General features: G+C 48.5%; 26 protein-coding genes. 11 read left to right on the top strand and 15 right to left on the bottom strand.

Annotation, left to right across the window (positions count from 1 at the left end):
• Positions 1–3: 3 nt before the first annotated feature.
• Positions 4–624, top strand: coding sequence for a LysE/ArgO family amino acid transporter (locus tag K7G97_RS15010; protein ID WP_223040963.1), 621 nt, complete (start codon positions 4–6; stop codon positions 622–624).
• Between the two features lie 36 nt (positions 625–660).
• Positions 661–1,599, top strand: coding sequence for a HEAT repeat domain-containing protein (locus tag K7G97_RS15005; RefSeq protein WP_223040962.1), 939 nt, complete (start codon positions 661–663; stop codon positions 1,597–1,599).
• Between the two features lie 107 nt (positions 1,600–1,706).
• Here the strand turns inward: K7G97_RS15005 and K7G97_RS15000 are convergent, their stop codons facing one another.
• Entirely contained in the window at positions 1,707–3,497 is a 1,791-nt protein-coding gene (locus K7G97_RS15000) for an LTA synthase family protein (RefSeq protein ID WP_223040961.1), read from the bottom strand.
• Between the two features lie 155 nt (positions 3,498–3,652).
• Between K7G97_RS15000 and K7G97_RS14995 the strand changes: the two genes are divergently transcribed.
• Positions 3,653–5,800 carry a hypothetical protein gene (locus K7G97_RS14995; protein WP_223040960.1) on the top strand — a complete coding sequence of 716 codons (2,148 nt, stop codon included), beginning with the start codon at positions 3,653–3,655 and terminating at the stop codon, positions 5,798–5,800.
• 209 nt (positions 5,801–6,009) lie between these two features.
• Positions 6,010–6,612, top strand: coding sequence for an NAD(P)H:quinone oxidoreductase (gene wrbA / locus K7G97_RS14990; RefSeq protein WP_023469582.1), 603 nt, complete (start codon positions 6,010–6,012; stop codon positions 6,610–6,612).
• A 61-nt stretch (positions 6,613–6,673) separates the two neighbouring features.
• On the opposite strand, the gene K7G97_RS14985 is transcribed toward wrbA, so the two are convergent.
• Both K7G97_RS14985 and K7G97_RS14980 read right to left on the bottom strand, forming a co-directional pair.
• Positions 6,674–9,106, bottom strand: coding sequence for an ATP-binding protein (locus tag K7G97_RS14985; protein WP_223040959.1), 2,433 nt, complete (start codon positions 9,104–9,106; stop codon positions 6,674–6,676).
• A 215-nt stretch (positions 9,107–9,321) separates the two neighbouring features.
• A complete protein-coding gene (locus K7G97_RS14980) occupies positions 9,322–10,335 on the bottom strand; it encodes a zinc-binding alcohol dehydrogenase family protein (RefSeq protein ID WP_223042050.1) in 1,014 nt (337 codons plus the stop codon).
• A gap of 189 nt (positions 10,336–10,524) precedes the next feature.
• Here K7G97_RS14980 and K7G97_RS14975 point away from each other — a divergent pair, with 189 nt between their 5' ends.
• Positions 10,525–10,965: a hypothetical protein gene (locus tag K7G97_RS14975; RefSeq protein ID WP_195864325.1), complete on the top strand. Its 441-nt coding sequence runs from the start codon at positions 10,525–10,527 to the stop codon at positions 10,963–10,965.
• A complete protein-coding gene (locus K7G97_RS14970; protein WP_223040958.1) occupies positions 10,962–11,330 on the top strand; it encodes a VOC family protein in 369 nt (122 codons plus the stop codon). Before K7G97_RS14975 ends, K7G97_RS14970 begins: the two co-directional genes overlap by 4 nt.
• A gap of 52 nt (positions 11,331–11,382) precedes the next feature.
• On the opposite strand, the gene K7G97_RS14965 is transcribed toward K7G97_RS14970, so the two are convergent.
• The 4 genes from K7G97_RS14965 to K7G97_RS14950 form a co-directional block, all read right to left on the bottom strand.
• Complete coding sequence (locus K7G97_RS14965) at positions 11,383–11,895, bottom strand: PCYCGC domain-containing protein (protein ID WP_223040957.1); 513 nt, start codon at positions 11,893–11,895, stop codon at positions 11,383–11,385.
• A 76-nt stretch (positions 11,896–11,971) separates the two neighbouring features.
• Positions 11,972–12,889 carry a metal ABC transporter substrate-binding protein gene (locus K7G97_RS14960; protein ID WP_223040956.1) on the bottom strand — a complete coding sequence of 306 codons (918 nt, stop codon included), beginning with the start codon at positions 12,887–12,889 and terminating at the stop codon, positions 11,972–11,974.
• Positions 12,886–13,731, bottom strand: coding sequence for a metal ABC transporter permease (locus tag K7G97_RS14955; protein ID WP_058264503.1), 846 nt, complete (start codon positions 13,729–13,731; stop codon positions 12,886–12,888). The genes K7G97_RS14960 and K7G97_RS14955 overlap by 4 nt, the downstream gene beginning before the upstream one ends.
• Positions 13,728–14,465 carry a metal ABC transporter ATP-binding protein gene (locus K7G97_RS14950; RefSeq protein ID WP_223040955.1) on the bottom strand — a complete coding sequence of 246 codons (738 nt, stop codon included), beginning with the start codon at positions 14,463–14,465 and terminating at the stop codon, positions 13,728–13,730. The genes K7G97_RS14955 and K7G97_RS14950 overlap by 4 nt, the downstream gene beginning before the upstream one ends.
• Before the next feature lie 227 nt (positions 14,466–14,692).
• On the opposite strand from K7G97_RS14950, the gene mgtE reads away from it, so the two are divergent.
• Positions 14,693–16,045, top strand: a complete 1,353-nt coding sequence (mgtE, locus tag K7G97_RS14945) for a magnesium transporter (RefSeq protein ID WP_223040954.1) — start codon at positions 14,693–14,695, stop codon at positions 16,043–16,045.
• A 53-nt stretch (positions 16,046–16,098) separates the two neighbouring features.
• Here mgtE and K7G97_RS14940 read toward each other — a convergent pair whose 3' ends face one another.
• The 4 genes from K7G97_RS14940 to K7G97_RS14925 form a co-directional block, all read right to left on the bottom strand.
• Complete coding sequence (locus K7G97_RS14940; RefSeq protein ID WP_223040953.1) at positions 16,099–16,749, bottom strand: hypothetical protein; 651 nt, start codon at positions 16,747–16,749, stop codon at positions 16,099–16,101.
• Between the two features lie 13 nt (positions 16,750–16,762).
• Entirely contained in the window at positions 16,763–17,092 is a 330-nt protein-coding gene (locus K7G97_RS14935; protein ID WP_047394390.1) for a potassium channel family protein, read from the bottom strand.
• 12 nt (positions 17,093–17,104) lie between these two features.
• A complete protein-coding gene (locus K7G97_RS14930; protein WP_223040952.1) occupies positions 17,105–18,670 on the bottom strand; it encodes a sensor domain-containing diguanylate cyclase in 1,566 nt (521 codons plus the stop codon).
• A 94-nt stretch (positions 18,671–18,764) separates the two neighbouring features.
• Complete coding sequence (locus K7G97_RS14925) at positions 18,765–19,598, bottom strand: SDR family oxidoreductase (RefSeq protein ID WP_223040951.1); 834 nt, start codon at positions 19,596–19,598, stop codon at positions 18,765–18,767.
• Positions 19,599–19,724: 126 nt separating this feature from the next.
• Between K7G97_RS14925 and K7G97_RS14920 the strand changes: the two genes are divergently transcribed.
• From K7G97_RS14920 to K7G97_RS14910, 3 genes are read left to right on the top strand one after another with little or no spacing between them, the layout of a single operon-like run.
• Positions 19,725–20,480 carry a DeoR/GlpR family DNA-binding transcription regulator gene (locus K7G97_RS14920; RefSeq protein ID WP_223040950.1) on the top strand — a complete coding sequence of 252 codons (756 nt, stop codon included), beginning with the start codon at positions 19,725–19,727 and terminating at the stop codon, positions 20,478–20,480.
• Positions 20,477–21,526 (top strand): Gfo/Idh/MocA family oxidoreductase, encoded by a 1,050-nt coding sequence (locus K7G97_RS14915; protein ID WP_223040949.1) that lies wholly within the window; start codon positions 20,477–20,479, stop codon positions 21,524–21,526. Before K7G97_RS14920 ends, K7G97_RS14915 begins: the two co-directional genes overlap by 4 nt.
• The gene (locus K7G97_RS14910) at positions 21,514–21,984 is read left to right on the top strand and encodes a heme-degrading domain-containing protein (protein WP_023469567.1); all 471 of its coding nucleotides are present in this window, start codon (positions 21,514–21,516) and stop codon (positions 21,982–21,984) included. Before K7G97_RS14915 ends, K7G97_RS14910 begins: the two co-directional genes overlap by 13 nt.
• Before the next feature lie 395 nt (positions 21,985–22,379).
• Here the strand turns inward: K7G97_RS14910 and K7G97_RS14905 are convergent, their stop codons facing one another.
• The 4 genes from K7G97_RS14905 to K7G97_RS14890 form a co-directional block, all read right to left on the bottom strand.
• Positions 22,380–22,859, bottom strand: a complete 480-nt coding sequence (locus K7G97_RS14905) for a DMT family transporter (protein ID WP_023469566.1) — start codon at positions 22,857–22,859, stop codon at positions 22,380–22,382.
• Positions 22,860–22,871: 12 nt separating this feature from the next.
• A complete protein-coding gene (locus K7G97_RS14900) occupies positions 22,872–23,300 on the bottom strand; it encodes a DMT family transporter (protein WP_023469565.1) in 429 nt (142 codons plus the stop codon).
• A gap of 65 nt (positions 23,301–23,365) precedes the next feature.
• Positions 23,366–23,683: an ArsR/SmtB family transcription factor gene (locus K7G97_RS14895; RefSeq protein ID WP_023469564.1), complete on the bottom strand. Its 318-nt coding sequence runs from the start codon at positions 23,681–23,683 to the stop codon at positions 23,366–23,368.
• Positions 23,684–23,728: 45 nt separating this feature from the next.
• A complete protein-coding gene (locus K7G97_RS14890) occupies positions 23,729–24,172 on the bottom strand; it encodes a GNAT family N-acetyltransferase (protein WP_223040948.1) in 444 nt (147 codons plus the stop codon).
• Positions 24,173–24,330: 158 nt separating this feature from the next.
• On the opposite strand from K7G97_RS14890, the gene rpoE reads away from it, so the two are divergent.
• Positions 24,331–24,867 (top strand): DNA-directed RNA polymerase subunit delta, encoded by a 537-nt coding sequence (gene rpoE, locus K7G97_RS14885; RefSeq protein WP_235609843.1) that lies wholly within the window; start codon positions 24,331–24,333, stop codon positions 24,865–24,867.
• Positions 24,868–24,882: the final 15 nt, after the last annotated feature.

Raw genomic sequence — 24,882 nt, 5'->3', positions numbered from 1 at the left:
CAAGTGAATGAAATTTTAAAAGGCATAGTAACCTCGGGTACACTCATCGTCGCAATCGGCGCTCAAAATGCGTTCGTCCTTAAACAAGGTTTACTTAAAAACAATATTTTCTGGGTGGCGCTAGTATGTTTCTTGTGCGATGTGTTGTTGATGTGTGCGGGCGTACTGGGAGTCGGTACCGTCATTAAGAATAATACGTTTGCAAATGTTGGTCTTGCGATTGTTGGAGGACTGTTTCTTTTCTTGTATGGATTTAAATCGTTTCGTAGTGCATTTTCGTCATCACATACAATAAATGTTTCAACAGATTCTAAAATCATGCCTATTCACAAAACGATCATACTCACATTAGCGATTACACTTTTAAATCCACATGTCTACTTAGATACGGTCGTCATCATCGGTGGTATAGCTGGGACTTTGACATTTGATCAAAAAGTCAATTTCTTGATCGGAGCTTTGATTGCCTCATTTGTTTGGTTTTTTGGATTAGGATATGGATCGAGATGGCTCATTCCTGTCTTTAAACAACCAAAAGCGTGGAAGGTACTAGATTTTGGAATAGGATGCTTAATGTTCTGGCTATCGTATCAATTAATTCAGTTTGCTTTAGAACAAAGTTAAATAGATATTTAAAGGGGTAAGGAGCAACTATCGCATATGAAGGACGATGAGATTTTATATTTAGTTGAACAGATGTCTGATGAAGAATACCTCTATCATGAAGAATTGAAGTGCTGTACGAACGAAGGATCACCATCTGACTTAGCTTATGCAAGAGTCCGTCAATTTAGGGACGTGAATATGCTTCCGATATTAAACACTTTACTCGATAAAGTGAAACAAGCAGAACAAAAACAACATCTTTATTTTATGATTGGAACGATTGGTGTGAATTCGGGAGATGCTCGTGCAGGGATGTTATTGCTTGAAAAACTGGAGCAAGAGACAAAGCCGAGTCTTCTTGAAAGCATTTTGGAAGAACTAGCAAAACAACAATGCATTCCTGATACAGAACGAATCGTAAAATATATAGACGATTCTCGGTCGTCAGTTCGAGAAGCTGCGATTCAAGCATTGCGAGCCTGTCGAGATGAGACAGCAGAAGATGCGCTAATTCGTTTGATTACGACATCAAATAACTCTTTTGATATCATGAATGCTAATTTTGTTTTAGCCACGATTGGAACAGAGCGAGCCGTTCCTTATTTGACTCCTTTGTTGGATCATTCTCGAGGAGACGTGAGACATTCGGCTTTAGCTGCACTGAGTGAACTTGGAAATGGATTAGATCTTTCAATATTTTTGCATGGACTAAAAGATCGATCTAGCAATGTGAGAGAGTATGCGTTAGTCGCAATTGAGCGACATGGTGATGAAGTAGCGATTGAACCGGTGATCAAACGTGTACAAATATTATTGAAGCGAACGCGACAAATACAAACAGATGAAGTCCTAATCGCTCTTCGATTTTTACATCGATACCAGCATTCCCATCAGGCGATTCCTAAATTATTTCATTGGATCATTCAAACAAAAAGAGAAGTCTTGTTTGACGAAGAATGGCAATGGATCGAAGACCATTTTACTTTCTACTGATGGGCTCGAGGATAGGTGGAGATAACAATCAATAAACAAGCCTGACCTTCCTCACGTCTAGTGAGAAGTCAGGCTTGTTTATTTTAAGAAAATCAGATGCACTCTGATTACTCCAGTTCATTCTCCTCAATAATCTTATCCGACAGCTTTAACTGCTTACTCACATCCTTCACTTGATTTCGACAGAACTTCAGCTCAACTTTCTTTTCCGTTGAGACGTCGTAACAGGTGCCTTCACCGGATGCTTTCGTCAAATCTGCTTCATAGTAATAGTCCTGATAGCGGAACGAACCATCGCGGAAGCCCGTCAAATTCGGTTTGTCGTCGATGAGGGATTGTCCCATCATATAGGACGTCTTAAGATTCAACAAATCAATGATCGTTGGTGAGATATCAATCTGTCCACCATTCTCTTTCATGACCCGACCGGTTTGCTGGTCGGGTTTTTTGATGAAGAGCGGGATGCGGCGCTCGAGTTCAAAAGCAGCAACTGGAGACGAGACATCCGCTTTTTTGCGCATCTCGCTTCCTTCATTGACGAGTCCACTATCGTGATCGCCATAAAAGATGACGAGGGACTGATCCCAAAGATCCCGTTGTTTTAACTCGTCGATCATCTTTCCGACACCGGTATCGACGTAATGGACAGTCTGGTAATACCGTTTCAACATCGGATCCTTATATCCGGACAGATCAAGCGTCTGATCTTCCTTGTCGATCTCATACGGTGTATGACTCGTCAGCGCGACTAAAAACGAGAAGAACGGTTTTTGTAACGTCTCCATATGATCAATCGATTCGAGGAAGAACTGCTGATCGTTTAACGCCATTCCGATTTTCTTCTCTTTTGAATAATCCTTTTGGCTGAAGAAGTGCTTAAAACCAATATTCTTGTAGACATCGTCACGGTTCCAGAAGCCTTTTTCGTAGGCATGCATCGCTGCCGTATCGTATCCATTTTTCTCAAGCAATGCAGGGAGCGGCTCGAATTCATTCGTCGGATATTGCGTATAGACAGAGCCTGATTTCAATGGATAAAGTGAGGTGTTCGTGATGAACTCAGCGTCCGAAGTTCGTCCTTCATGCGTCTGGTGATAGAGCGACGAGAAGTAGAGCGATTCCTTCTTCAATTGATTTAGGTTCGGCGTCACTTCTTCACCGTTGATGGTTTGGTCGATGACTGAAGCCTGGAATGACTCGAGCTGTACCAAAATGATATTCGGTGTCTGTTTCGGGCCCGTTGGATTCGTTTGCTCCTTTTGATTGATGCGCTGTTGCTCCTGTGCCGTCAGTCCGTCGCCGGGTCGTCCCGTCACGCCTTTGAACACATCCCATCCGTGATAACCCCAGAAACCAAACAGGTAGTAGTCACGCATATCGGAGATCGTTGCCGTCGGTTGACGATCTTCCGTTAGCGTCCGGTACGTCAGCAGTGAGGCAGACAAGACGATGCCACTGATTGCGAGTAGTCCGGCTGTCCGGCGGCGTGTTTGTACCGTCGTCACCTCCGGTCGTTTGCGGAAGACGAAGAGCAGTAGTACGAAAATCAAACTATCGGCAAACAAGAGGAAGTCTTGCGGTACGATCAAGGCGGTGAAGCCGCTACTGACGTCACTCATCTGCGTCATCTGTGAGAGGAGCGAGATGGAGAGGAAGTCCTCGAAGTAACGATAGTACCACATGTCGGAAGCGAGCAGAAAACTGTGCGCGAGCAGTAGACCGAGCCAGACCCAGCGGCGTTTATTCCACGGAATCAGTAATGTCCAGCTCGACAGGATCAGCATCCCGGCCAGGTTCATGAGTGTTAAATGGAGCGAAAGATCGGTCTTTGTAAAGTAACTAAACAGCATGAACTTCAGCATGCCGAGTAACAAATAAAGGGTGTAGCGAATCGCCATGGTCAGTACTCCTTACGTGTGTCGTCACACAGTCTTTACCCTGAATCGAAACGTGTCGAACGCTTGAGTGTTTTCTTCAAAAAACATTAGAAGAATTACTGAATATGGAATAAAATAGAAGTAATCACTTATTTTTGAAAGGATGTTCTACATAGATGAACTGGAAACAATGGATGGGAAGTGCCGCGCTGATCTACGGTACATGGATGACGCTCACTGTAAGTGCGGATGCTGCACCGTATGACGTCAAAACGAAAGATCAAGCAATCGTTGGATTTTATGATTTAGAGACAAAAGAGACGACACCTTATCCGAAAGACGTCTCACCGTATATGGTGATGCGGGCGACGTCAGCTGATAAAACGTTATTCTTGTATGAAGATTATTATGGAGACGAAACCGAGCATCCTTATTATTTGATTGATGCGAAGACGGGAGCTTCGGAACTGCTGGAACTTCCAGAAGGCAAGGAGTACCTGCGTGTCTTGAATCGCGATATGGTGATAGGGTATACCTCGTTTGATAAGTTATCAGTCTTTATTCGCGAAGGGGATCAATTCGTTGAGCAAGATACGATGAAAGTGACTTCTCAAAATCGGGTGCAATGGATTGGTGCGAATCGTTTTTCGATCCAACGAGAGGACAGTGCTGATTGGTATGATGTGAATCCGGACGGTACATTCTCAAAAGCCCTTTCCGTTGACGTGAAGCGGTTCTCGCCTTTAACGAATGACTGGATCTTAGATGATGAACAGGACACGTTGCGTCAAGTCGTCACCAATCAACAAATCACCTTACCGAAAGTCTCACGAGGATATTACGTTGAGGGAGCATACGAAACGAAAGACGGATTGTACGTTCAACTGGTCGATTCTAGTTCGTCAAGCGAGTCATCGTTATTCTACTTAGATACGGCGAGTGGGCAACTGATGACACTCGTTGACCATTCAAAGCAATTAGCGAATGAACTGTTAGCGGATGGAAAAGCCATCTACCGAAGCAAAGATCAAGCGACGATGTTATCGTTTTCGTCCTATTTGCGCCAACCGATCGCAATTGATGACTTGACGAAGGATGATACGACGCTGCTCGAAGGAACGGTTCTAGCTCCGAGCGTTGAACTGACGCGCGTAGATGGGACGACAGGTATCGTTGAGCCTAGTAAATTATCGTTCACTGGGAATGTCGAACTGAAAAATGAGCTATTCACGATCACGACGACTCCGAAACGCTTGCCGTATAGTGAGTACCGGACGACATACACGACTGAAACCGGTAAGGTCTTGGAGGACCGGACACGTTATCAATACCAGCGTTATTTAAAAGCACAGGGTTCAACGATTCCAACCATCAAGGAAGGCACAACATCTTATAGCTTCAACATCGGTCAAAGCGATGTTCCGGTGACGGTCTATGGAAAAGATGGCGAACAACTTGGAAGTGCTGCCTCCGATGAGACAGGACGTGTCCAAATCAATGTGTCGACGAAAAATCTTGTCGGTCAGGTGACGCGTTGGACGTTCGGAAATACACGAGACTTCAATCAAGTAACATCCGTGAACCGGACCGTCGTAGGTTATGAAGTGCCACGCATTACCCAGTCGAAAAACGATAATTTTAAATTCATTACATACCGCTTAGAAAGTGCCAAAGAAGGCGGTATCTATAAAATCTATGCAGGGAAACGACAAATTCAATCTGTTCCAGCAACGAAAAAGACCGAGATCACGATTCCGTATACGAATGACTTAGCGTCATATCGTGTTACACGAAGTGGTGAGTATCCTACGAAATCACTCTCTCTGAAAGATAGCGTGATGATTTACAGTAATCTATCCGCACCACTAACGGATGAACATACGACGATCGAAGGAGTTCTTGATTGGGGTGCTGATTACGGAAAGCTGTACATTGATGGGAAATATACAGCATACATCGATCGGAAGAAAACACGAATCTTTGCAATCAAAACCAAACCGTTGAAGATTGGTCAAGTCGTGACGTTCGTTGCCCGTAAAGGAACACAACTTCAAGTCTCCGGGCAGAAAGTCGTGGCAGCAGCCAATCCAACACTCAAGTCGTATACGACGTCACTCAGTCCGACGAGTACATCATGGAAAGTCAAAGCGACGAAAGGGAAGACGATCGTCGTCACAATCAATAAGAAGCGGTACACGAAACTCGCAACCGGTAAGACACAAACGATGACGTTCCCGAAACAAAAACGAGGCACTCGGGTCACGGTACATGCCGAGTCGATCAAGTTGCGTAAGAGTAAGACCTTTAGTTTAACCGTTAAATAAGTGAGCGGACAGGAATCCTTCAAGGCAGAAAATGTCTTATAGGATTCCTGTTTTATTTTAAAATGGTCTTTGGCTCAAACGTTTGGTTGAAGAATTGGTCTATATTTCCTCTTGAATTCAAACAATTGACGTTAATTTGCGCAGAAAGCGGGAATAGAAAGCGTGTACGTCCATCGTCCGTCACTGTCTTTTAAAAAAGGAGCGAAGTCATGTCAAACGTGAAACTAGCGGTCATCTATTACAGCGCAACCGGAACGAACCATCAACTTGCCTCATGGGCAAAAGAAGCGGGAGAAGCAGCAGGGGCAGAAGTCCGTCTTGCAAAAATCAAGGAGACAGCCCCAGCAGAAGCGATTGCTTCGAACCCATTGTGGCAAAAGCATGCGGATGCCACACGTGATATCGAAGAAGCGACACCGGATCTACTCGACTGGGCAGATGCGATTATCTTTAGCGTCCCGACACGTTACGGTCATGTCCCAGGACAATTCCAACAGTTCCTCGACACGACAGGCGGACTGTGGGCACAAGGCAAACTCGTCAATAAAGTCGTCAGTGCGATGTCGTCGGCACAGAATCCGCATGGCGGTCAGGAAGCGACTGTTCTCGCGGTCTATACGACGATGTTCCACTGGGGTGCAATCGTTGCGGCACCAGGTTATTCGGATCCTGTCTTGTTCGCAGCGGGCGGAAATCCATATGGTACATCGGTCACTGTCGACCAAGACGGCAACATGGTCGAATCCGTCGAACCAGCCGTGCGACATCAAGCGAAACGGACGGTTGAAGTGGCAAGCCGTCTCAACTCATAACATTACCTAATTTAAAAAGCGCCGGAATGCGGATTCGCATTCTGGCGCTTTTTCATATGCATCATGTATTTTGCGTCAACGGAAGTTCGACTGTGAACGTCGAGCCTTGTCCTTCGATCGACTCGACATGGATTTCTCCCTCATGTCCACGCGCAATTTCGCGACAGATTGAGAGCCCAAGACCAGTACCGCCGATTTGACGGGTGTCCGAATTGTCGACACGATAGAATTTTTGGAACAGGTTACTCATCGCGGAAGCCGGAATCCCGATGCCCTCATCTTGAATCGCGACGGTGACACGTGATTCGTGTCGCGTCAGTTGGATATCGATCGTTCCACCCGCTGGTGAGTATTTGATCGCATTGTTGATCAGGTTACTGAACAATTGGCGAATCTTCTTCGCATCCCCCTCGACGATCAGCGGTTCGACGTTTCGGAATATTTCAATCGCGTGGGAAGAAGACGACAGGCTATGCAACTGTTTCAAATCACGAATCATCGCGACGATATCGAACGGTGCCATCTCGTATTCTTGACGGTTTGCTTCCATCCGTTGCAGGTCGAGGAAGTCATTGATCAACAGTGAAAGACGTTCTGTTTCCGAATGGACCGCTTCGAGATACTTCTTCTGTCTCTTCGGTGGCAGGTCTCGCTGGATCATCAGCTCAGTAAAGCCATAGATCGACGAGAGTGGTGTCCGCAGTTCGTGCGAGATCGTCGAGACGAGTTCGTTTTTGATTCGATCAATCTCGACTTCGTTCGTCACGTCACGTAAGACGAGTAGAATCCCGCGGAACTGTCCACCATAATGAATGCTCTCGGAATACGTCTTGATGAAGCGTCGCTCGTGATCGATCGAGAAGGTGATTCCTTCACCGATTTCTCGTTTCACGAACGTCTTTTTCAAGTAACGTTCGAATTCCGATAGTTGGTCGACGCGATGCTTGAGTTGAACGACAGACGGAGTGATGTTCATCAGTCCGTTCTCATCGAGGCTGTCATCAACCGGGTGATCGAACAGGTCAAGCAACGGTCGGTTGATCAATTGAATATCGCCTTCGGGTTCGATATAGACGATCGATTCACGAATCGAGTTCAATAGTCGCGCCGTTTTTTCCCGCTCGCGTTCAATCTCGTCGAACGTCCGCATCCGCAAGAGTGACAATGCCAGCTGGCGCGCGAAAGCGGCTAGTTCTTCCAGCTCGTAACGATCAAACCGATCCTGATCGCGGGACAAGAAGATATAGGCGATGATCTCATTTTGACTCGGATCAAGAACCGGTGTGACAGCGCGTGCGACTTCGTCCTCGAACTGTGTATGCGGTCGTTTATCTTGTCGCGATTCACGCAATAACGGCTCAATCGTTGGCATCCAATCCTCGACTGTGAGCGGTGTCTGTGGATAAAAGACGATATCGATGACTTTTGTTCCTTCTTTAAAGATCAGTGCGCCTTGATCAGACTGCGTGATTTCAACCATCTTTTGGATGACAGAAGGATAAGCACTGATGCTATCGCGCGATGCCAGTGTTTCGGTCAATTGGTTTCGCAGGCGCAAGTGGGACTCGTTCCGTTGCGTTAGTTTCAATGCATCTTCGAGATTGTTGTTCGTCGACATCAATTGGTGTTTATTTTCAATCAAGGCTGTCGCCATCTGATGGAACGATTTACTCAATTCGCCAATCTCGTCAGCACGATTGAGCGGAATAAGTGGTAACGTATGCTCACCGCTCGCAAGAAGCTTACTCTCTTTACTCAAGAGATGGATTTGTCGTGTCGTCCGTTCGATGAACGGGCGGACAATCAGCAAGATGACAAGGAATAGGACGAGCAGATTGACGAGCCAAATCCACTCAGCATACTTTGTCTGGGTGACAAGTTGTTCTTTTGCACCGAGTTCTTTCGCGCGAAGACTACTCCGATAGTTTGTGAATGTGCTCTCCATCGTGTTGACACTTTTACGCATCGTCTCACTGTTCGAGGCATTCATCTTGAATTTCCGATTCGGATCCCGTGGTACTTGTGGCATCATCGCCTTCAGACTTGGCATCTGCAAGAAACGTTCGTCAATCTTTCCTTCTTGTTTTGCTTGGACATATTTAATTAAGCTCGGCATGACGAAATTGGTATAAGAATTATAGAGCGAACGAATATCAGACGCATAGATTTGATCCGCCTTGTAGAGACGATTTTTCTCAAACCAAGCCGTCTGTTGTTCGAGTGAGGCTTTTTTTTCATCAATCACGTCGAGCACGGCATCGTCACCGAAGACGATATAACCCCGCATCTCGTATTGAAGGGACTGCCAATCGTCCCAAAGTTTTGTCGCTCGATCTTCGCGCAAGCTGATCGCATCGAGCTCTTGTTTCGCATCCGTGACTTGGTGGTTCGTATAAAAATAAGCAGCCAGGGAAGAGATCGATAGTGTAATAAGAATGAGATAAAACGACGACATGATCTGTCGGCTGATCTTTTGATTGAACCATTTTCGCATATGGATTATGGATGCTCCTTTGTCTATGTGAGTCAAGCGTCGATTAGATGTATTACGTTGGAATATTTGTTACCGTAATCGTACATTTTTTAGACGAATAAATATAGTCATAATGCTTAAAATATCTTCAAAGTAAGAGATACAGGTTCACAAAGAAAACTTAGAACGACAAAAAAGCAGGACGGGATTTTACTCCCAACCTGCTCCGATGCCCATTAATGATGTTCGACGACAATCTTCCCAATCGTTTTTCCGCTCTCGACGAGACGGTGTGCTTCTTTCAGATTGTCAGCGTTCATGCCGATTAACGTCTGTGTCACCGTCGTCTCAAGTGTATGCTCTTCGATCCATGTTGCGACTTGTGTCAGAATCTCATGTTGGCGGATCATGTCCTCTGTCTCGAACAGCGGACGCGTGAACATGAACTCCCAGACGAACGTCGCACTCTTTTGTTGGAGCGCACTTAAATCGAGTTTTTGATCCGTCTCGACGATGCTACAGATTTTCCCTTGTGGTGCAATTACATCGACCATCGTCTCAAAATGTTGGTCCGTCGCATTGAGACAGAAGATATAGTCGACGTATTTGTAACCGAGGGCTTCCAGCTGAGGACGGAATGCCTCGTGGTGATTGATCGTATGATGTGCACCGTGTTCCTTTGCCCAATCAATCGTCTCGTCACGCGACGCCGTTCCGATGACGGTCAGCCCAGCGTGATTCGCGAGTTGTGTCGCGATTGAACCGACACCACCAGCAGCTCCGATGATGAGGATCGTCTTCTCGAGATTCGACTTAGCATCAAACGTCAATCCGAGACGATCGGTCAATGCTTCGTAAGCTGTCAGCGTCGTCAACGGGAGAGCAGCGGCTTCGCTGAACGTCAACCGTTCCGGCTTTTTGGCGACGATTCGTTCATCAACGAGTTGGAAGTCACTGTTTGAACCGGGGCGCTGGATTGCACCGGCGTAATAAACTTCATCACCGACTTGGAAGAGGGAGGCATCATCGCCGACTTCAACGACGACTCCGGCTGCATCGTAACCGATAACCTTCGGGGCGTCTTCTTCTTTCCCGTGAGCACGGACTTTCGTATCGACCGGGTTGACGGAGACAGCTTTGATCTCAACTAAGAGATCGTGTCCCGTTGCTTCCGGGCGTGGTAGTTCCAGGTCAATCAGACTTTCGTGTTCCGTTAGTGGTAAGTGTCGGTGGAAACCGACAGCGGACATGTTCGACATCTACAATCATCCTTTCCAGATAGGAATCGCTTCTCTCCATCTGTTCCACGCTCGCTTCGTCTTAAAACCAGTTGCGAAACTTTGAAAACGGATTCCCCTTCTGTCGTCAACGGAATAATGCTAGATAGATATGGTAGCATATGAGAGTAGCTATTATTTTTTGAGAAGGAGCGATTTTGTATGTATGACGTCATCTCTCTACCGGCAGGACCGACTCAAGTCACGATTGAACGTTACCTCGTCCATGCGCATCCGCACCCCCGTCCATATCGACCCGCGCGTCTGATTGCCTTGCGTCAAAGTGGTGGCGTCATGCATCGATTGTATCGCACGGAGCGGGAAATCGTGCTCTCTCCGCACGAGGCACTCGCCCCACAAGTCCAGCGGCTCTCGTTCTCACAACAGGAGCGTGTCCTTGCGTATATCGAAGAACGGCGCGCGAGCTTCGGTTTTGATGAAGGGGAGGAATACAAGTTTTACTTACTCGAAGTGGCATATGAGCTTCGTCACCTGCCACGAACGGATCGACCGATTCGGGCACATACGTACTATCAACTGGATGAGCTGTTGTCGGGTCGACCGCTTGTCTTACGAGCCAAACAGAGGGAGGAAATGAAATGAAACGCATTCAACAGATTGGAATTCCAGTGAAGGATATTAAGCGTAGTACAGCATTTTATCGGGATGTGTTGCAATTATCCGTCCTATTTGAACTCGAGACGATGGTTTTCCTTCAGTGTGGGAATATTCAATTAATGTTAACTTTGCCAGAGACAGAGGCATTCGATCATCCGAGTTCCGTTATATATTTTGAGGTTGATTCGTTGCAAGTAGAATATAAGCGGATGCAAGAACAAGGTGTCGTTTTTCTCGGAGAACCACACATGATTACGCGTTCCGAGACGGAAGAGACGTGGATGGCGTTCTTTAAGGATTCGGAACAAAATACGATGGCGTTGACGGCGCAAGTTGCTGTGACGGTCTAAACGAAATAGCCTGCTTCAGATCACATGGTTCGTGACAAGAAGCAGGCTATTTTTAAAGCGCTGGCGTCGGCGTCGGTGTGCCAGCAGTCTTCGCGTACGCTTGATCGATGGCAGTCCGGATTTCCTTGACGGAGCTACCTTTTTGATAAGCGACAATCGACTGTGCTGCGATATCGAGACAGGTGCCGCACGTGATGCCGTGCGTCGTCCAGGTCGTGGAACTAGCAGTCTGCTCTTCGATGAAGCAGTCATAGTTGCTTGTATGACCAGCAGATTCGCCGCAACCGCAATAACAAGGCATTTTCTTCAAGAGATCAGGATGTTTAGCGACGGAGCGGTAAATTGTCTGGATCGACTCATCCTGTTCGTTCAGAAAAGCGGGTAATGTGTCTGGTCCCGCGGTCTTCTCGAGTTGATCACCAGCACCGTGGCTGGCATGGTCCGCATGGTCTCCGTGATTCGTCTGTTCTGTTTTCGGAGCACCCGTTTGATCAGCCGTCCCGCACGCGGCAAGAAGCAGGCTAAGGCTGAGTGGAAGTGCGAAACGATAAAGTCGTGTCTGCATAGGAAGCCTCTCTTTCATCGTCTTGCTTTCATTATAAGGAAAGACGTATCCAGAAGGCGTGACGATTTGTTGACGCTTACTTGGCAAGTGCTGTTGTGATCGTCTCGATGTTTGTTTGCATCATGCTGTAATACGTATCACCGTCTTTTCCAGGTGCGCCAAGCGAATCAGTGAAGAGTGTGCCGCCGATCGGAACGCCAGTCTCCCTTGAGACGGTTTCCATGCTCCGTCGATCGACGCTTGTTTCGACGAATAAGACAGGGATATCTTGCTCCTTGATCGTATCAACGATCCGGCGGACTTGAGCCGGAGTTCCTTGATTATCTGAGTTGATCTCCCAAATATAATCCGCTTTGACGTCATAGGCGGTTCCGAAGTATTTGAAGGCTCCTTCGCTCGTGACAAGATGACGTTCTGCTTTCGGAATAGCGGCAAACTGCTGTTTCGCTTCCTGATCAAGCGTCTGCAGTTTTTCGATATAAGAATCGGCATTTTTTTCGTAGTCGGCTTTGTGCTTTGGATCTTCCTTGATTAATGCCTGCTTGACGTTTTCGACGTAGCGTATCCCATTGCTTACGTCGAGCCACGCGTGCGGATCGGTCTCCGATTCCTTGCCTTTCGTCGTCAGGTATTTCGGTTCGACGCCTTTACTTAAACGATAGACGGGCGCGTCAGATGCGTCTTTGCCAGTCGTTGCCCGCAGTTTATCGAACCACGCACCGCCGGCTTCTAAGTTCAACCCGTTGTAGAAGACGACGTCAGCATCCGCCATCGCTTGTACGTCTGCTGGAAGTGGATCATACTCGTGCGGATTTGCACCGATCTTGACCATGCTGTGGACATCGACATGTTCACCGCCGACCTCACGTGCGAGGTCAGCGAGGATCGAATATGTCGCAACGACCTTCAGCTTTCCATTATCTTCTGCTGGTGTCGAACAAGCAGCAAGTAACACTGTGCTGAGGAGGACGAACAGAAAAAGTTTTACTTTCATACAGTAGACTCCTTTCGTTTCCGGTGACGCATCAGACCGTGACGTGGTGAGAAGACAAAGACGAGTGCGAACAACGTCGTCGCGACGAGGACGATCGACGCACCGGAAGATAGATTATAGGTGAAGCTGAAATACAGTCCGACGATGGCGGACAACGTACCGAATCCTGCCGCTAGGAACAGCATCCGTGAGAGGCGGTTCGTCAGTAAATACGCGGTCGCTGCTGGTGTGATCAACATCGCGACGACGAGGATGATGCCGACGGTCTGAAGTGAAGCGACGGTGACGAGTGTCAGTAACGTCATCAGTCCGTAATGAATCCAGCGCGTTGATAGTCCATAGGCTTGCGCCATCGTTGGATCAAACGAGCTGATCAGCAACTCTTTGTAGAACAAGAAGATTCCACCGAGGACGATCAATCCGATGATGACGGTCATCCACATGTCGCTCGGACGGACCGCGAGGACGTTACCAAACAGAATGTGATAGAGATCGCTACTGCTACGCAAGAACGAAATCAGGATGATCCCGAGGGCGAAGGCCGATGTGAACATGATTCCGATTGCCGTATCGTTCTTGATGCGACTGTTCTGGCTAACGAAGCCGATTCCGAGCGCTGTCACGAGACCCGTCACGACAGCACCGATCAGGAAGTTGATCCCGAGTAGGTAGGAAATCGCAACACCAGGTAAAACGGCGTGCGAGATTGCGTCCCCCATCAACGACATTCCGCGAAGGATGATGAAACAACCGATCACACCACAGATGATGCCGACCATGACGGCGGTGATCATCGCTTTTTGTAAGAACTCATACTGAAGTAATGCCTCGATGAACGTCATCCTTGTCCCTCCTTGCGTCGTTCGAATAGGGGTAAGCCATATGCTAGTTCGAGCCATTCCGGTGTCAAGATATCAGACGGCGGACCGACAGCGATCAGTTGTTTGTTCAACAGCATCAATGTGTCGAAGTAGTCCTCTGCTTTATGCAAATCATGGTGGACGACGACGATCGTCCGCCCTTCGGCTCGAAGGGTCCGTAAGAGTTCGATGATCATCTGTTCACTCGCAACATCGATGCCGACGAACGGTTCGTCCAGCAATAGCAGCTCTGCTTCTTGGGCAAGGGCGCGCGCCAGAAAGACCCGTTGTTGCTGTCCACCTGACAGTTCACCGATTTGGCGTTCGGCATGACCCGCCATACCGACGCGCTCGAGGCATTCCATGGCGAACGCTTTTTGTGCCTTCGATGGTCGTTTGAATAAGCCGAGCTTCGGATAACAGCCCATTAACACGACATCCTGCACACGAACCGGGAAGTCCCAATCAATTGCACTTCGTTGCGGGACATATGCGACGCGTGACCGGACGTCTTCGAGTGATTGGTCGAGCACGCGTAACTGCTCGATCCGAGCCGGGATCAGACCGAGGATGGCTTTTAAGAATGTGGATTTACCAGCACCGTTCGGTCCGATGATGCCAATCAACGAAGCGAACGGGAGGCGAACGGACACTCCGTCGAGTGCATGGGTATCAAAATAAGAGACGGTGAGACGATCAACGTCAAGGGCGTACATGAATGATCACTCCTTTGGTTTTGTGGTATATAGAAGGAAAGTTTCCTTAGGGCAAAAAGTAGGATAAAAATTTTAACTCCAATTTCTGGAGAAAGATTTGGTCTACAAATAATGTTTCCTTAAGGCAAACTTTAAAGCCGTAGGAAACAGATGTCAACTGTTTTTCGATATCGATCGCGAATCAACTCGTGCTAAGATGAAAAGGCAGAATACAGGGGGTGAGGAGATTGCGTCAGACAGCAGAACAGCAATGGAAGTGGCTCTTGCTTGATGCACTCGCGAAGGAAAAACGGGAGCAAGCACAGCAAGTCATCGAAGAGGTCTATCCGTATGATATCGCGCAAGTGTATGAAGAGTTGGGCGAAGACGATCAGGCACGACTCCTCGACTATCTCGATCACGAGCGATTGGCAGATGTCCTCGAAGAGCTCGAAGGGGAGCAACGTCTCGCCGTCTTACGTCGTTTAGACGTCGAGCGTGCCGGGCACGTCCTCGATTTAATGGAGAACGATGATGTCGCGGATGTACTTGAGGAACTGGGACCGGAAGAGACCGACCGTTTGCTTGGCAGCATGCGGACGGACGAGGCTCTGATCGTCCGCAATCTCTTGACGTATCCACCAGAAACGGCCGGACGCTTGATGACGAACCGGTTCATCTGGGTCGGAGAGGATTTTACGGTCGGTGAGACGGTCGAGAAGATGCGCGACTACATCGAATACTCGGAGACGATCAACTATGTCTACGTCGTCAATCAACTCAGTGAACTCGTTGGGGTCATCTCATACCGGGATGTCATCTTAGCTGAAAATACGGAACGGATCAGTGACGTCATGGAGACGAAGGTGATCCGGGTCGCAGCAGAGACCGATCAGGAAGAGGTCGCGCAACTGTTCGAACGCTATGATCTCGTCTCGTTACCCGTCGTCGAGGGCGATATTCTTGTCGGACTGATCACGGTCGATGATGCGCTTGACGTCTTACGGGAAGAAGCGAACGAAGACATCGAGAAACTCTCGGCGTCCGGTAAATCGATCGATTTCGAGACGAAGCCGTGGATTGCTGCGACCCGTCGTTTGCCGTGGCTCGTCTTGCTATTGTTCATCGGGCTCGTCTCCGGATCGATCATCAGCCAGTTCGAAGAGACGCTCTCAAAAGTCGTCGCGCTCGCCTTCTTCATGCCAATGATTGCCGGGATGACCGGAAATACCGGTACCCAATCGCTCGCGGTCGTCGTCCGCGTATTGATTACGCGTGAAGTCGATAAGCGGGTCGCGACTCGATTAATCTTGCGGGAACTCTGGGTTGGTTTAATCATTGGTGTCATTTGTGGCATCTTGATTGCCGTCATCGCCTACGTCTGGCAAGGAAGTGCCGTCTTAGGTCTTGTCGTCGGCAGCTCGCTCGTCATTACGTTGATCTTTGGGACACTTGCTGGAACGATCATTCCGCTGATCTTGCATCGTCTAAAGATTGACCCGGCAATCGCATCCGGACCATTGATCACGACGTTGAACGATATCTTGTCGCTCCTCGTCTACTTCGGGATCGCCACGGCATTCATTAGCCGCTTAATGTAAAAAAACCGAACCGATTCACCTTCGTCAAGAGGAAGGGAATCGGTTCGGTTTTTTCATGTGTGATCATTCGTCGTGCGAATCCAGATCGCGAGTGGACCAACATCGTCAAAGCCGGCTTCAAGCGCCGTGATCAGGTGATCACCATACTCGTAACCGACGAGCGATTGACCGGGAAAATGTGCTGAACTCAAACGTGCGATATCATCCCATAAGCGTTCGTCGAGGTAATCGGAGTTGACGTACGTCAGTCCGGTCGTCACTTGATTCGAGTAGGCGATGCAACTTGCTTGTTGCGCCTCTGAATAGAAAAAGCGGACAGCGGGATGTTGCCATAATGTTGTGGGCAACTCCGGTGTTGCCTGGATCGACTGGAAGCGAGCGAACTGATCGAGATCCGTCACGACGGACCAATCGACGGGAAGGGCACGGCGATCGAGTATGGCAGGGCGGGTCATCCATTCCGCTGTGAATAAATGACTGAGACCGGCATTCGAGAAATCATAGCTTGCCGTGCAGTCCTTGATGCTATAGACATCCGTGACACCAATTCGCTGATGGGGAAGTCGGACCATCAGTTCCGGATAATAGCTCGGTACGCTTCCTTGAGCGTGCCAGGTCGAATCAGTTTCCGTCACCCGGCAACCGGCTGACTCACAGACGAGGCGACACCAATCGAAGTTATTTTGGATGGCAGCTTGGCGCATGGATCATTCCCCCTTATTCATCCTCCGGTTGTTTAATCAGGACATACGATAGTGTGGCAATCAGTGTTAAGAACAACCCGCAGCCAATCGTGATATATGCCATCGTAAAGACCTTACCGAGCGTCGTCGTCGGAACGAATGTTGGATGCCCGACCGTACTTAGTGTCGTGATACAAAAGTAGAGTGCATCCACCATCGACAGGTTTTCTTCCGTGCTATAGAAGATCGTCCCGGAGACGAGCGTCAACAGGCAGAGAATCAATAGACCACGAAAGTAAGATAAGTGAAAGGCGCGGCGCAATCCCTTGAATAAACGTGAAAAAATCGTCAGTACAGAAATCATGGAATCTCTCCTTTAGGATCGTTGCGTCGAGTCCATCGTATCATGAATGAAATAATCATTCTTTCCGGCATGTTTGACGCGATACATCGCTTGGTCAGCATGCTGAATCAGCGTGTCGAGATCGACGCCATGATTGGGTGAGTAACTAAGTCCGATACTCGTTCGGATTTCAATGGTTTCTTCAGCGAACCGGTAAGGGTTGTCTTGCAAGTACGTCAACAAATTCGCAGCATAGGCATGGAGCGTAGCGACAGTCGGATGACGATAGAGTAAGAAGAATTCGTCGCCACCGACACGGGCGGCGAACCCATTCTGTTCCGCATGATGTTCAAGTAGACGAGCGATATGAATCAAAAAGGCATCGCCAATCTGATGACCGTACGTATCGTTGATGGCTTTGAAACCGTCGAGATCGACGACGATGATCGCGATATGATCAAGCTCGAGTAACTCTTGCGCCGCACGTTCGTAAAAGCTCCGGCGATTCGCAATCTTCGTCAACGGATCGTGGTAGGCGAAGAAACGAATTGTCTGCTCCGCTTCCTTGAAGGACTGGATATCACGAATCAACAGCATCCCGTGCAGCTCTTGTTCGATGAAGACGAAGTCGGCATCCATGACGACGTAGCGTTCTTGCTGTTGCGCTGTCAAAATCTTCGTCTCGAATTCGTTGAACTTCCGCTGTGATAAAAAGTGCGTCATATAATGCAGCGACCAATCGGCTTGTTTTTTATCCGGCAAGTAGGTCGAAAACGTACATGCCGTTAAGTCATCGGTCTCAAACAGGCGATGAGCGGCTGGATTGGCGCTCTCGATTCGTCCATCCCGGTCGAGTAGCAGGATTGCCGAAGGATTCAAATTGTAGAGCGTCGCGAAACGCTTCTGATAGGACGCGAGATAATCGAATCGGCGCATTGCGATCGCCAGTGCTCCTGCCCAGAACAAACCGCCATACATATAGGCATACGGTGGCATGATGCCGTAGAACGACCAGTAGCCGAAGACGATATCCCACGCGAGAACGAGAATCGCGACACTGAGTAAGACGTTGATAATGCCACGACGTGCATCTTTCAAGTGTGTCCGTGCGTACACGAGCAGACCGATGACAAGAAGATGGAAGATGTTCCCGACCGTCATCGTCACTAGATATTGTGTGTTGAATTCAGGGTAGATGAACTGTCCGACCTGTGTGAATTGCTGACTGTTGATGACGTTCGTCTGGAAGACGTATGTCGTCAGCACGACGCCCATCGGCAGATAGAAGATCCATGGGTACAGTAAGCGTGGCATTCGTTTCCACAAATTCGAGACGCGAAAGATGAAGTGGAGCGATGTACTGAAGACGATCAGACCAGCGTTTCCGAACCAGTAGGTCACGAATGCCGGACTAAACTCGATCGGGGAGGCATTCCGGAAAAATTCACCAAGGAACAACATCCCGTAAGCGAACGTGAATAAGCTAAGCAGTCGGTGTTGCGGACGTGATGGATTGCGTAAAAATATATCAATCGACATGTAGAACATGATGAAGGTCGGAATCAGATAGACGATCGTAAAAAGAAACAAGGATGGCATGGCGTTCCGCCCTTCTAGATAATTTTTAGGTAGATAGTCTCAGTATAGTTGGCAAAGATTGCTTAGGCGGATTGAAATTTCAAAAAAAGGGAAATCAGTCGAGATTTAATGTCAGCCGTCGTATTTTGGCAATCCCTTCGAGACCTGACGGATCATGATGCGTCTTATGGGCGACGAAATGTTCATCGGCTTCCGTCGTCCGGATTCGTAACGGACGTTCGTCACGGTGGACGACTTCGAAGATCACCTCAGCCAGAGCTTCTGCCGATTGGCGATCGGCATGTCGCGTCCGATACGTCTGCAAATAAGCCGTGATGATCGGTTTGAAGTCGTCTTCGTGTAAGCCACCCGTACGTTCGAGTTGATCGAGAACCGTTGCGGTAAAGTTCGTCTCGACGGCGGCTGGTTCAATCAGGGTGACGTCGATGTTGAAGTACGGTTTATAGTAGGTCGCAAGACTTTCGAGCAGCCCTTCGATCGCGAACTTACTGGCACAATACAGTTCATTCATCGGTTGACCGACGAGACCACTGACGCTTGAAGTCGCGAGTAAGTGACTACCGTCCAGTGCTTGTTTGAGTAAGGGGAGACAAGCTTCGATCGTTCGGATGACACCGAAGACGTTCGTTTCGAAGAGTTGCTTGATTTCATAACTCGTCGCTTGACCGAGTGCGCGCAGCAAACCATGACCGGCATTACAGAACACGACGTCGAGATGATCGACTTCTTGTTCAATTTGACGAACGGCTGCTTTCACGCTTGTCTCATCCGTGACATCGAGCGGCAAGAAGGTAAGCGTCGGTAACGACACGGTCATTTCGTCTGGACTCCGGACACCAGCGTAGACGAACCATCCGGCGTCTGCGAATCGCTGCGCCGTCGCAAGACCGATACCGGAAGAAGCACCCGTGATCAACATCGTTTGCATATCAATTCCTCCGTTCTGAAAGTAGTTGTCTTCTATTATTTACCCGAATTACTGTTGAACTATTTGCATTAAAATTGCATATTGTAATGAAAAAACTTAATATAAAGAAAAAGGAGGCAGGAATCGATGGGGCAAATCGAACGGTTGCAACAGATGCGAGAATGGATCAAGACGAGTCCTGAAATTTCGCTCGATCAATTGATGCAGGAGTATCAGATTTCACGAGATACTGCACGTCGTGACGTCATCGTCCTCGAACAAGAAGGGGAGATCATTCGCGTTAAGAATGGATTAGTCCGTGCTGGTGGAACGCTTGCGTATGAACAGCGGACAGAGAAACCGGAAAAACGGCGGATCGGGCAGCGTGCAGCGTGTCACGTCCAAGCGAACGATCGCTTATTGCTCGATGCTGCAACGACGGTATCTGAGATGGCACGAGCACTTCCGCCATATCCACTACAAGTCATCACGAACTCCCTCGATATCGCAGACTATGTCGGAGCTCGCACGGATATTGAGCTGTATGTCACGGGAGGACGTTTCGACCGGCATGCGCGTAGCTTGAGTGGGATCAAGACGGCAGACGACATCCTGAATTATCAAGTTGATTGTGTTTTTCTTGGAGCATGTGGATTGACGGAAGAAGGACTTTTTGCGGAACAACTCGAAGAAGCGGTCGTAAAGAAAGCGATGATTCGAAGCGCGACCCGTGTCATCGTCCTCGCAGACCATACGAAATTCAATAAGCGTTTTTTGCATAAGGTCTGTGACTGGGAGCAAATCGATGTGCTCGTTACGGATCAAGTACCAGATGCAACGTGGCAAGAACGACTAGATCATTATCATGTCGATCTCGACGTGACAGAGGAGGAAACAACATGAACCCGATTCAAACGACGCTCGTCGGATTCGGCTTTTCAGCGGTGACGTTCCACGTTCCGTTCTTACAGACATTACCGGCATTTGAAGTGACGCAAGTCGTCTCCAGTCGACCGGAACAGGTAGCACAACATTTCAGTAAGGCGACGGTCGTCGCGACACTTGCTGAAGCCTTACAGGATGAGAACACGGAACTCGTCATCATCACGACACCAACGGCACTCCATTTCGAAATGGCAAAACAAGCGATTGAAGCAAAAAAGCACGTCTTACTCGAAAAGCCGGCTGTCGTAACGATCGAAGAAGCACTGACGCTGCAAACGTTAGCGAAACAACACGGCGTTCAAGTCGCCGTCTATCAAAATCGTCGCTTTGACGGTGACTTCCTGACACTTGAACAATTGATGGAAATGAACGAGATCGGCGACTGGCAAGTCATTGAATCACGCTTTGATCGCTATCGCCCGGTCGTTCGGGAACGCTGGCGGGAACAAGCGGGAAGCGGTGCCGGCATCCTGTTTGATCTCGGCTCACACTTACTCGATCAAGCACTTGCCTTGTTCGGAGAACCGGATGCACTGACGGGCGACGTCTATCTGCAACGTGACGGTGCTGTCGTTGATGACGGTTTCCATGTCACGCTGCATTACGGTACGCGTCGTGTCATTCTCCGTTCGACGTCTTTCATCCAAGGACCAACGCCACGTTTCGAGTTTCATGCGACGCGCGGCAGTTACATTAAATACGGAATGGACCCGCAAGAAGGACGGCTTGCGAAAGGTCATCCGGTGAACGAACAGCTCGGTGAAGATGAAGTAGATTCCTACGGTTACCTTCAGATCGCCGATCAGCCAGTCGAGCGTCTCGCGACACTTCCAGGCAGTTATGCGACGTTTTATGAACAATTGGCAGAAGGACTTCGCAGAGGACGAGTACCTGTCGATTTACGTGACGCAGAAAAAACGATGCGCTTGATTGAAGCAGTGCGTACCAGCAGTGATGAAGGACGACGCCTTTTACGAAAGGAATGGGATGCATGGAAGAATTGAAGGTGTTGCTAGCGGAAGAGGACGAACTCGTCTTGACGTCCTTGACGAATACGGAAGCGATTGGGATGGGGCATGAATTGATCGGACGGGCGATGAAGGAGAACTTATCGATTGCCGTTGAAATCAAACGAAACGGGCAGCGTTTATATTACGCAGCGCTCGACGGTACGGCACCGGATCAGGAAGAGTGGATCCGCCGGAAATCGAACGTCGTCTTGCGGCATGGCTATAGCTCGCTCTACATGCGTCGGTATAATGAAAGTAAACATCGCTCGTACCACTCGATGTATGCGGTCTCGCCAGCTGATTATGCCGATGCCGGCGGATCGTTCCCGATCCGAATCGAAGGAGTCGGTGTCGTTGGTACGATCACCGTTTCCGGTTTATCGCAGGAAGCGGATCATCGTCTTGCGACGGAAGCGTTGCGCTTATTGAAGAGACAACAGCTGGGGCAATAAGGTATTTATAAAACACAAGTGTTGATTCTCGTGCAAGACTTCGCTTTCCGCGGGCGGAAGGCGAGCCTCCTCGCCGCATTCGCGCCTACGGGGTCTCACCCATTCCGCTTTTCCCGCAGGAGTCTTCGTCTTGCACGTGCATCAACGGATTGTTCGACACGAAAAAACCGAAATGCTGAAGTAGATCCACTTCAGCATTTCGGTTTTTTTTATGTTCTATTTGATAGATCATGAGAAACAGTCGGACTCACGTTGTTCACGCGACTCCTACAGGAAAAAGCGCAAGATATTGCGCTGTCAGAGACAAACAAGACCCGGGTCGGCTGTCACTGACAGCCGAGACTGGCTTGTGTCTCGCCTGAGGAAAGCGCGTGAACGAATCGTGAGGACAATCGTCACGATGCCATCGAATCAGATGAAGCGGACACGTCTTTGCGTGTGTTCCCGCGATAGACGAAGTAAAGCGCAGCCAGCATCGCAACTAGACCAAGCAGACGTTTTCCGTCGAGCGGAACGACGACGCCACCGAACGCACCGATGTGATCAATGACCATACCTGCTGCGAGTTGACCGATGACGGTCGCGATACTAGCTGCCGTGACACCGATTTGCGGGACAGCAAGAATCGTCAGGAAGAGATAACTGACGCCGAATAGGACGGCGCTCAGTTGCCAACGTGGTGCTTCAAGCAAAAGCAAGACGTTTCCTTGACCAAAGAATAGGATGGCGAGTGCGAGAATCAGCATTCCGGTGAAGAACGTCAGGAACGTACTTTCCAGAGCCCCTGCCTTTTGACTGAAGGCACCGTTGATCGAGGACTGGGCGCTCAGCATCACGCCGCCGAGTAATGTAAAACCGAGTAATAGAATATTCACGAGCGAACCTCCTTAAAAGATAAGAAATAGAGCGACGAGCATCAAAGCAGAAGCCGTCAGCTTGTCACGATTGATCGGACGTTTCGGGCTACCGAGCCAGCCGTAATGTTCGATGACCATGCTGGCGATCATTTGTCCGATGATGACACTGATCATGGCGAGACCGACACCAACGAGCGGGATACTGATGATTAGGATCGTCAAGTAGATACTACCGAGTAGACCACCGAGCAAGGTCCATTTCGGTGCGCGGAATGTATAGCCGAGTGAACCTTTTCCGAAGAAGAGGACGATCAGCCCGATGATGATCGTACCGGCGAAGAAATTATAAAAGCTACTTTCGAGTTTTCCGACGAAGTTCCCGAGCTCACCATAGATGGCCCCTTCGACACTTAAAGCGATACCCGCAAGTAACGCGAGTACGTAATACACGATTTTCAACAGAATTCATCCTTTCATGAATCTAAATATCGAGAAATGTCGATATGTAAGGCAAGGAGAACGGATCAAAGTTCTCCTTTGAGGTACGCTGCGAGCTCCTGGATTTTTTCTTCATTTCGCCGGTAATACGTCCATTTGCCGTGACGTTCGGATTCGAGCAATCCGACTTTTTGCAACATCGCAAGATATTGGGAGACGGTCGATTGAGATAAGTTCGCCTTCTCTTGGATATCTCCGACGCAGATGCCTCCCTTGTCCGACAGATTCGTCGCGAGATGGGCCGTCGGCTTATTGAAATGAGTCTCGGGATCCTTGAGCCAGCGTAAGATATCAAGACGTACCTCGTTCGATAATGCCTTGAATAGATCCACTTGATTTGTCATACGCTTAAACTAATCGATGATTCTCGATATGTCAATCCAAGACACTTAAGGTTGGACGAATGCATGCTTTAAAAGTCGATGTGTCACTTTGGTTGCCGTATACGGCTCAAAACCGAATCGTTCATAAAATGTACTGGCATCGTCTGTATAGAGCCAGAGCTCGGAATACGTCAACAGCGCTTCTGGGATGATTTTCTCAAGCAGTTGTGTACCGACACCGTGATGTCGCATTTCCGGTAAGACGTAGACATGACGAATCCGACCGACGTCGGTCGCGTCGGTTTGTTTCATATAACCCCCGCACGCAATGACGTGACCGGAGAGCGACAAAACGACGAACATTGCTTCTCCGTCTTCTCGATACGTTTCGTTTCGTCGTTCACGTAGCATCCGTTCGATGAAGGGATAGCCTTCCTGTGTACTCTTTGATAAGATTGGTAACCAGTTGAAGTCATCAAAATCGTTGATCCGTTCGATTGTCATCTCCATCTGTCATTCCTCCTTCTTCTCCCTTGGATATTCCTTTTTCGGGAGTAGGAAAAACACGAATTGAGAATCAATTCGAGCTTTTTTTAAATAGAGACTGGATTTTTAAAAGCCATTTTGCGTATAATGAGAAGTAATGGATTGAACGCAAATGAAAGGAAGTGGCCGTCACAATGAGCCTCAGCCGTTTAAGTAAAGAAGAGATTACTGATCTTTCGCTGATCGAATTCGTCAACGAAATGTTGCAAGAAGCTGGCGAACAGCCAATCACGTTCGATGACATCACGTCAGAAATCGAAAAGTACCATACGTTTACAGATGAAGAAGACAAGTTCGAGAAACTTGCTCAACTCTATACAGACATGAACATCGACGGAAACTTCGTCAACGTCGGAGCGAACCGTTGGTCACTCCGCGCTTGGTATCCGTTCGATAAGTCGGATGAGGATCTCGTCATCGAAGCGCGTCAACGTGGAGAACTTGATGAGTTTGAAGAAGAGTTCAACTATGATGCAGAAGAAGATGAGTTCGAAACGATCGAAGACGATCTCGATACATTCGCGAAGACAGCAGACTATGATTCAGCTGACGACAGCGAAGACGATGATACGTTCAAAAAAGTCGCAGCCATCGATGATCTCGATGACGATCTCGACGAAGAAGACTTAGAAGACTTCGAAGAAGAAGAGGAAGTCTAAGCACGATCAACCACA

This window comes from Exiguobacterium acetylicum (assembly GCF_019890935.1).
GTDB lineage: Bacteria > Bacillota > Bacilli > Exiguobacteriales > Exiguobacteriaceae > Exiguobacterium_A > Exiguobacterium_A abrahamii.
Note: the sequence above shows the minus strand (reverse complement) of the source record. Positions and strands in the feature narration are given on the sequence as shown.

Coding starts and splice junctions, on each gene's coding strand:
- K7G97_RS15005 (WP_223040962.1), top strand. CDS start 661: ATGAAGGACGATGAGATTTTATATTTAGTTGAACAGATGTCTGATGAA.
- K7G97_RS15000 (WP_223040961.1), bottom strand. CDS start 3,497: ATGGCGATTCGCTACACCCTTTATTTGTTACTCGGCATGCTGAAGTTC.
- K7G97_RS14995 (WP_223040960.1), top strand. CDS start 3,653: ATGAACTGGAAACAATGGATGGGAAGTGCCGCGCTGATCTACGGTACA.
- wrbA (WP_023469582.1), top strand. CDS start 6,010: ATGTCAAACGTGAAACTAGCGGTCATCTATTACAGCGCAACCGGAACG.
- K7G97_RS14985 (WP_223040959.1), bottom strand. CDS start 9,106: ATGCGAAAATGGTTCAATCAAAAGATCAGCCGACAGATCATGTCGTCG.
- K7G97_RS14980 (WP_223042050.1), bottom strand. CDS start 10,335: ATGTCCGCTGTCGGTTTCCACCGACACTTACCACTAACGGAACACGAA.
- K7G97_RS14975 (WP_195864325.1), top strand. CDS start 10,525: ATGTATGACGTCATCTCTCTACCGGCAGGACCGACTCAAGTCACGATT.
- K7G97_RS14970 (WP_223040958.1), top strand. CDS start 10,962: ATGAAACGCATTCAACAGATTGGAATTCCAGTGAAGGATATTAAGCGT.
- K7G97_RS14965 (WP_223040957.1), bottom strand. CDS start 11,895: ATGCAGACACGACTTTATCGTTTCGCACTTCCACTCAGCCTTAGCCTG.
- K7G97_RS14960 (WP_223040956.1), bottom strand. CDS start 12,889: ATGAAAGTAAAACTTTTTCTGTTCGTCCTCCTCAGCACAGTGTTACTT.
- K7G97_RS14955 (WP_058264503.1), bottom strand. CDS start 13,731: ATGACGTTCATCGAGGCATTACTTCAGTATGAGTTCTTACAAAAAGCG.
- K7G97_RS14950 (WP_223040955.1), bottom strand. CDS start 14,465: ATGTACGCCCTTGACGTTGATCGTCTCACCGTCTCTTATTTTGATACC.
- K7G97_RS14940 (WP_223040953.1), bottom strand. CDS start 16,749: ATGCGCCAAGCTGCCATCCAAAATAACTTCGATTGGTGTCGCCTCGTC.
- K7G97_RS14935 (WP_047394390.1), bottom strand. CDS start 17,092: ATGATTTCTGTACTGACGATTTTTTCACGTTTATTCAAGGGATTGCGC.
- K7G97_RS14930 (WP_223040952.1), bottom strand. CDS start 18,670: ATGCCATCCTTGTTTCTTTTTACGATCGTCTATCTGATTCCGACCTTC.
- K7G97_RS14925 (WP_223040951.1), bottom strand. CDS start 19,598: ATGCAAACGATGTTGATCACGGGTGCTTCTTCCGGTATCGGTCTTGCG.
- K7G97_RS14920 (WP_223040950.1), top strand. CDS start 19,725: ATGGGGCAAATCGAACGGTTGCAACAGATGCGAGAATGGATCAAGACG.
- K7G97_RS14915 (WP_223040949.1), top strand. CDS start 20,477: ATGAACCCGATTCAAACGACGCTCGTCGGATTCGGCTTTTCAGCGGTG.
- K7G97_RS14910 (WP_023469567.1), top strand. CDS start 21,514: ATGGAAGAATTGAAGGTGTTGCTAGCGGAAGAGGACGAACTCGTCTTG.
- K7G97_RS14895 (WP_023469564.1), bottom strand. CDS start 23,683: ATGACAAATCAAGTGGATCTATTCAAGGCATTATCGAACGAGGTACGT.
- K7G97_RS14890 (WP_223040948.1), bottom strand. CDS start 24,172: ATGGAGATGACAATCGAACGGATCAACGATTTTGATGACTTCAACTGG.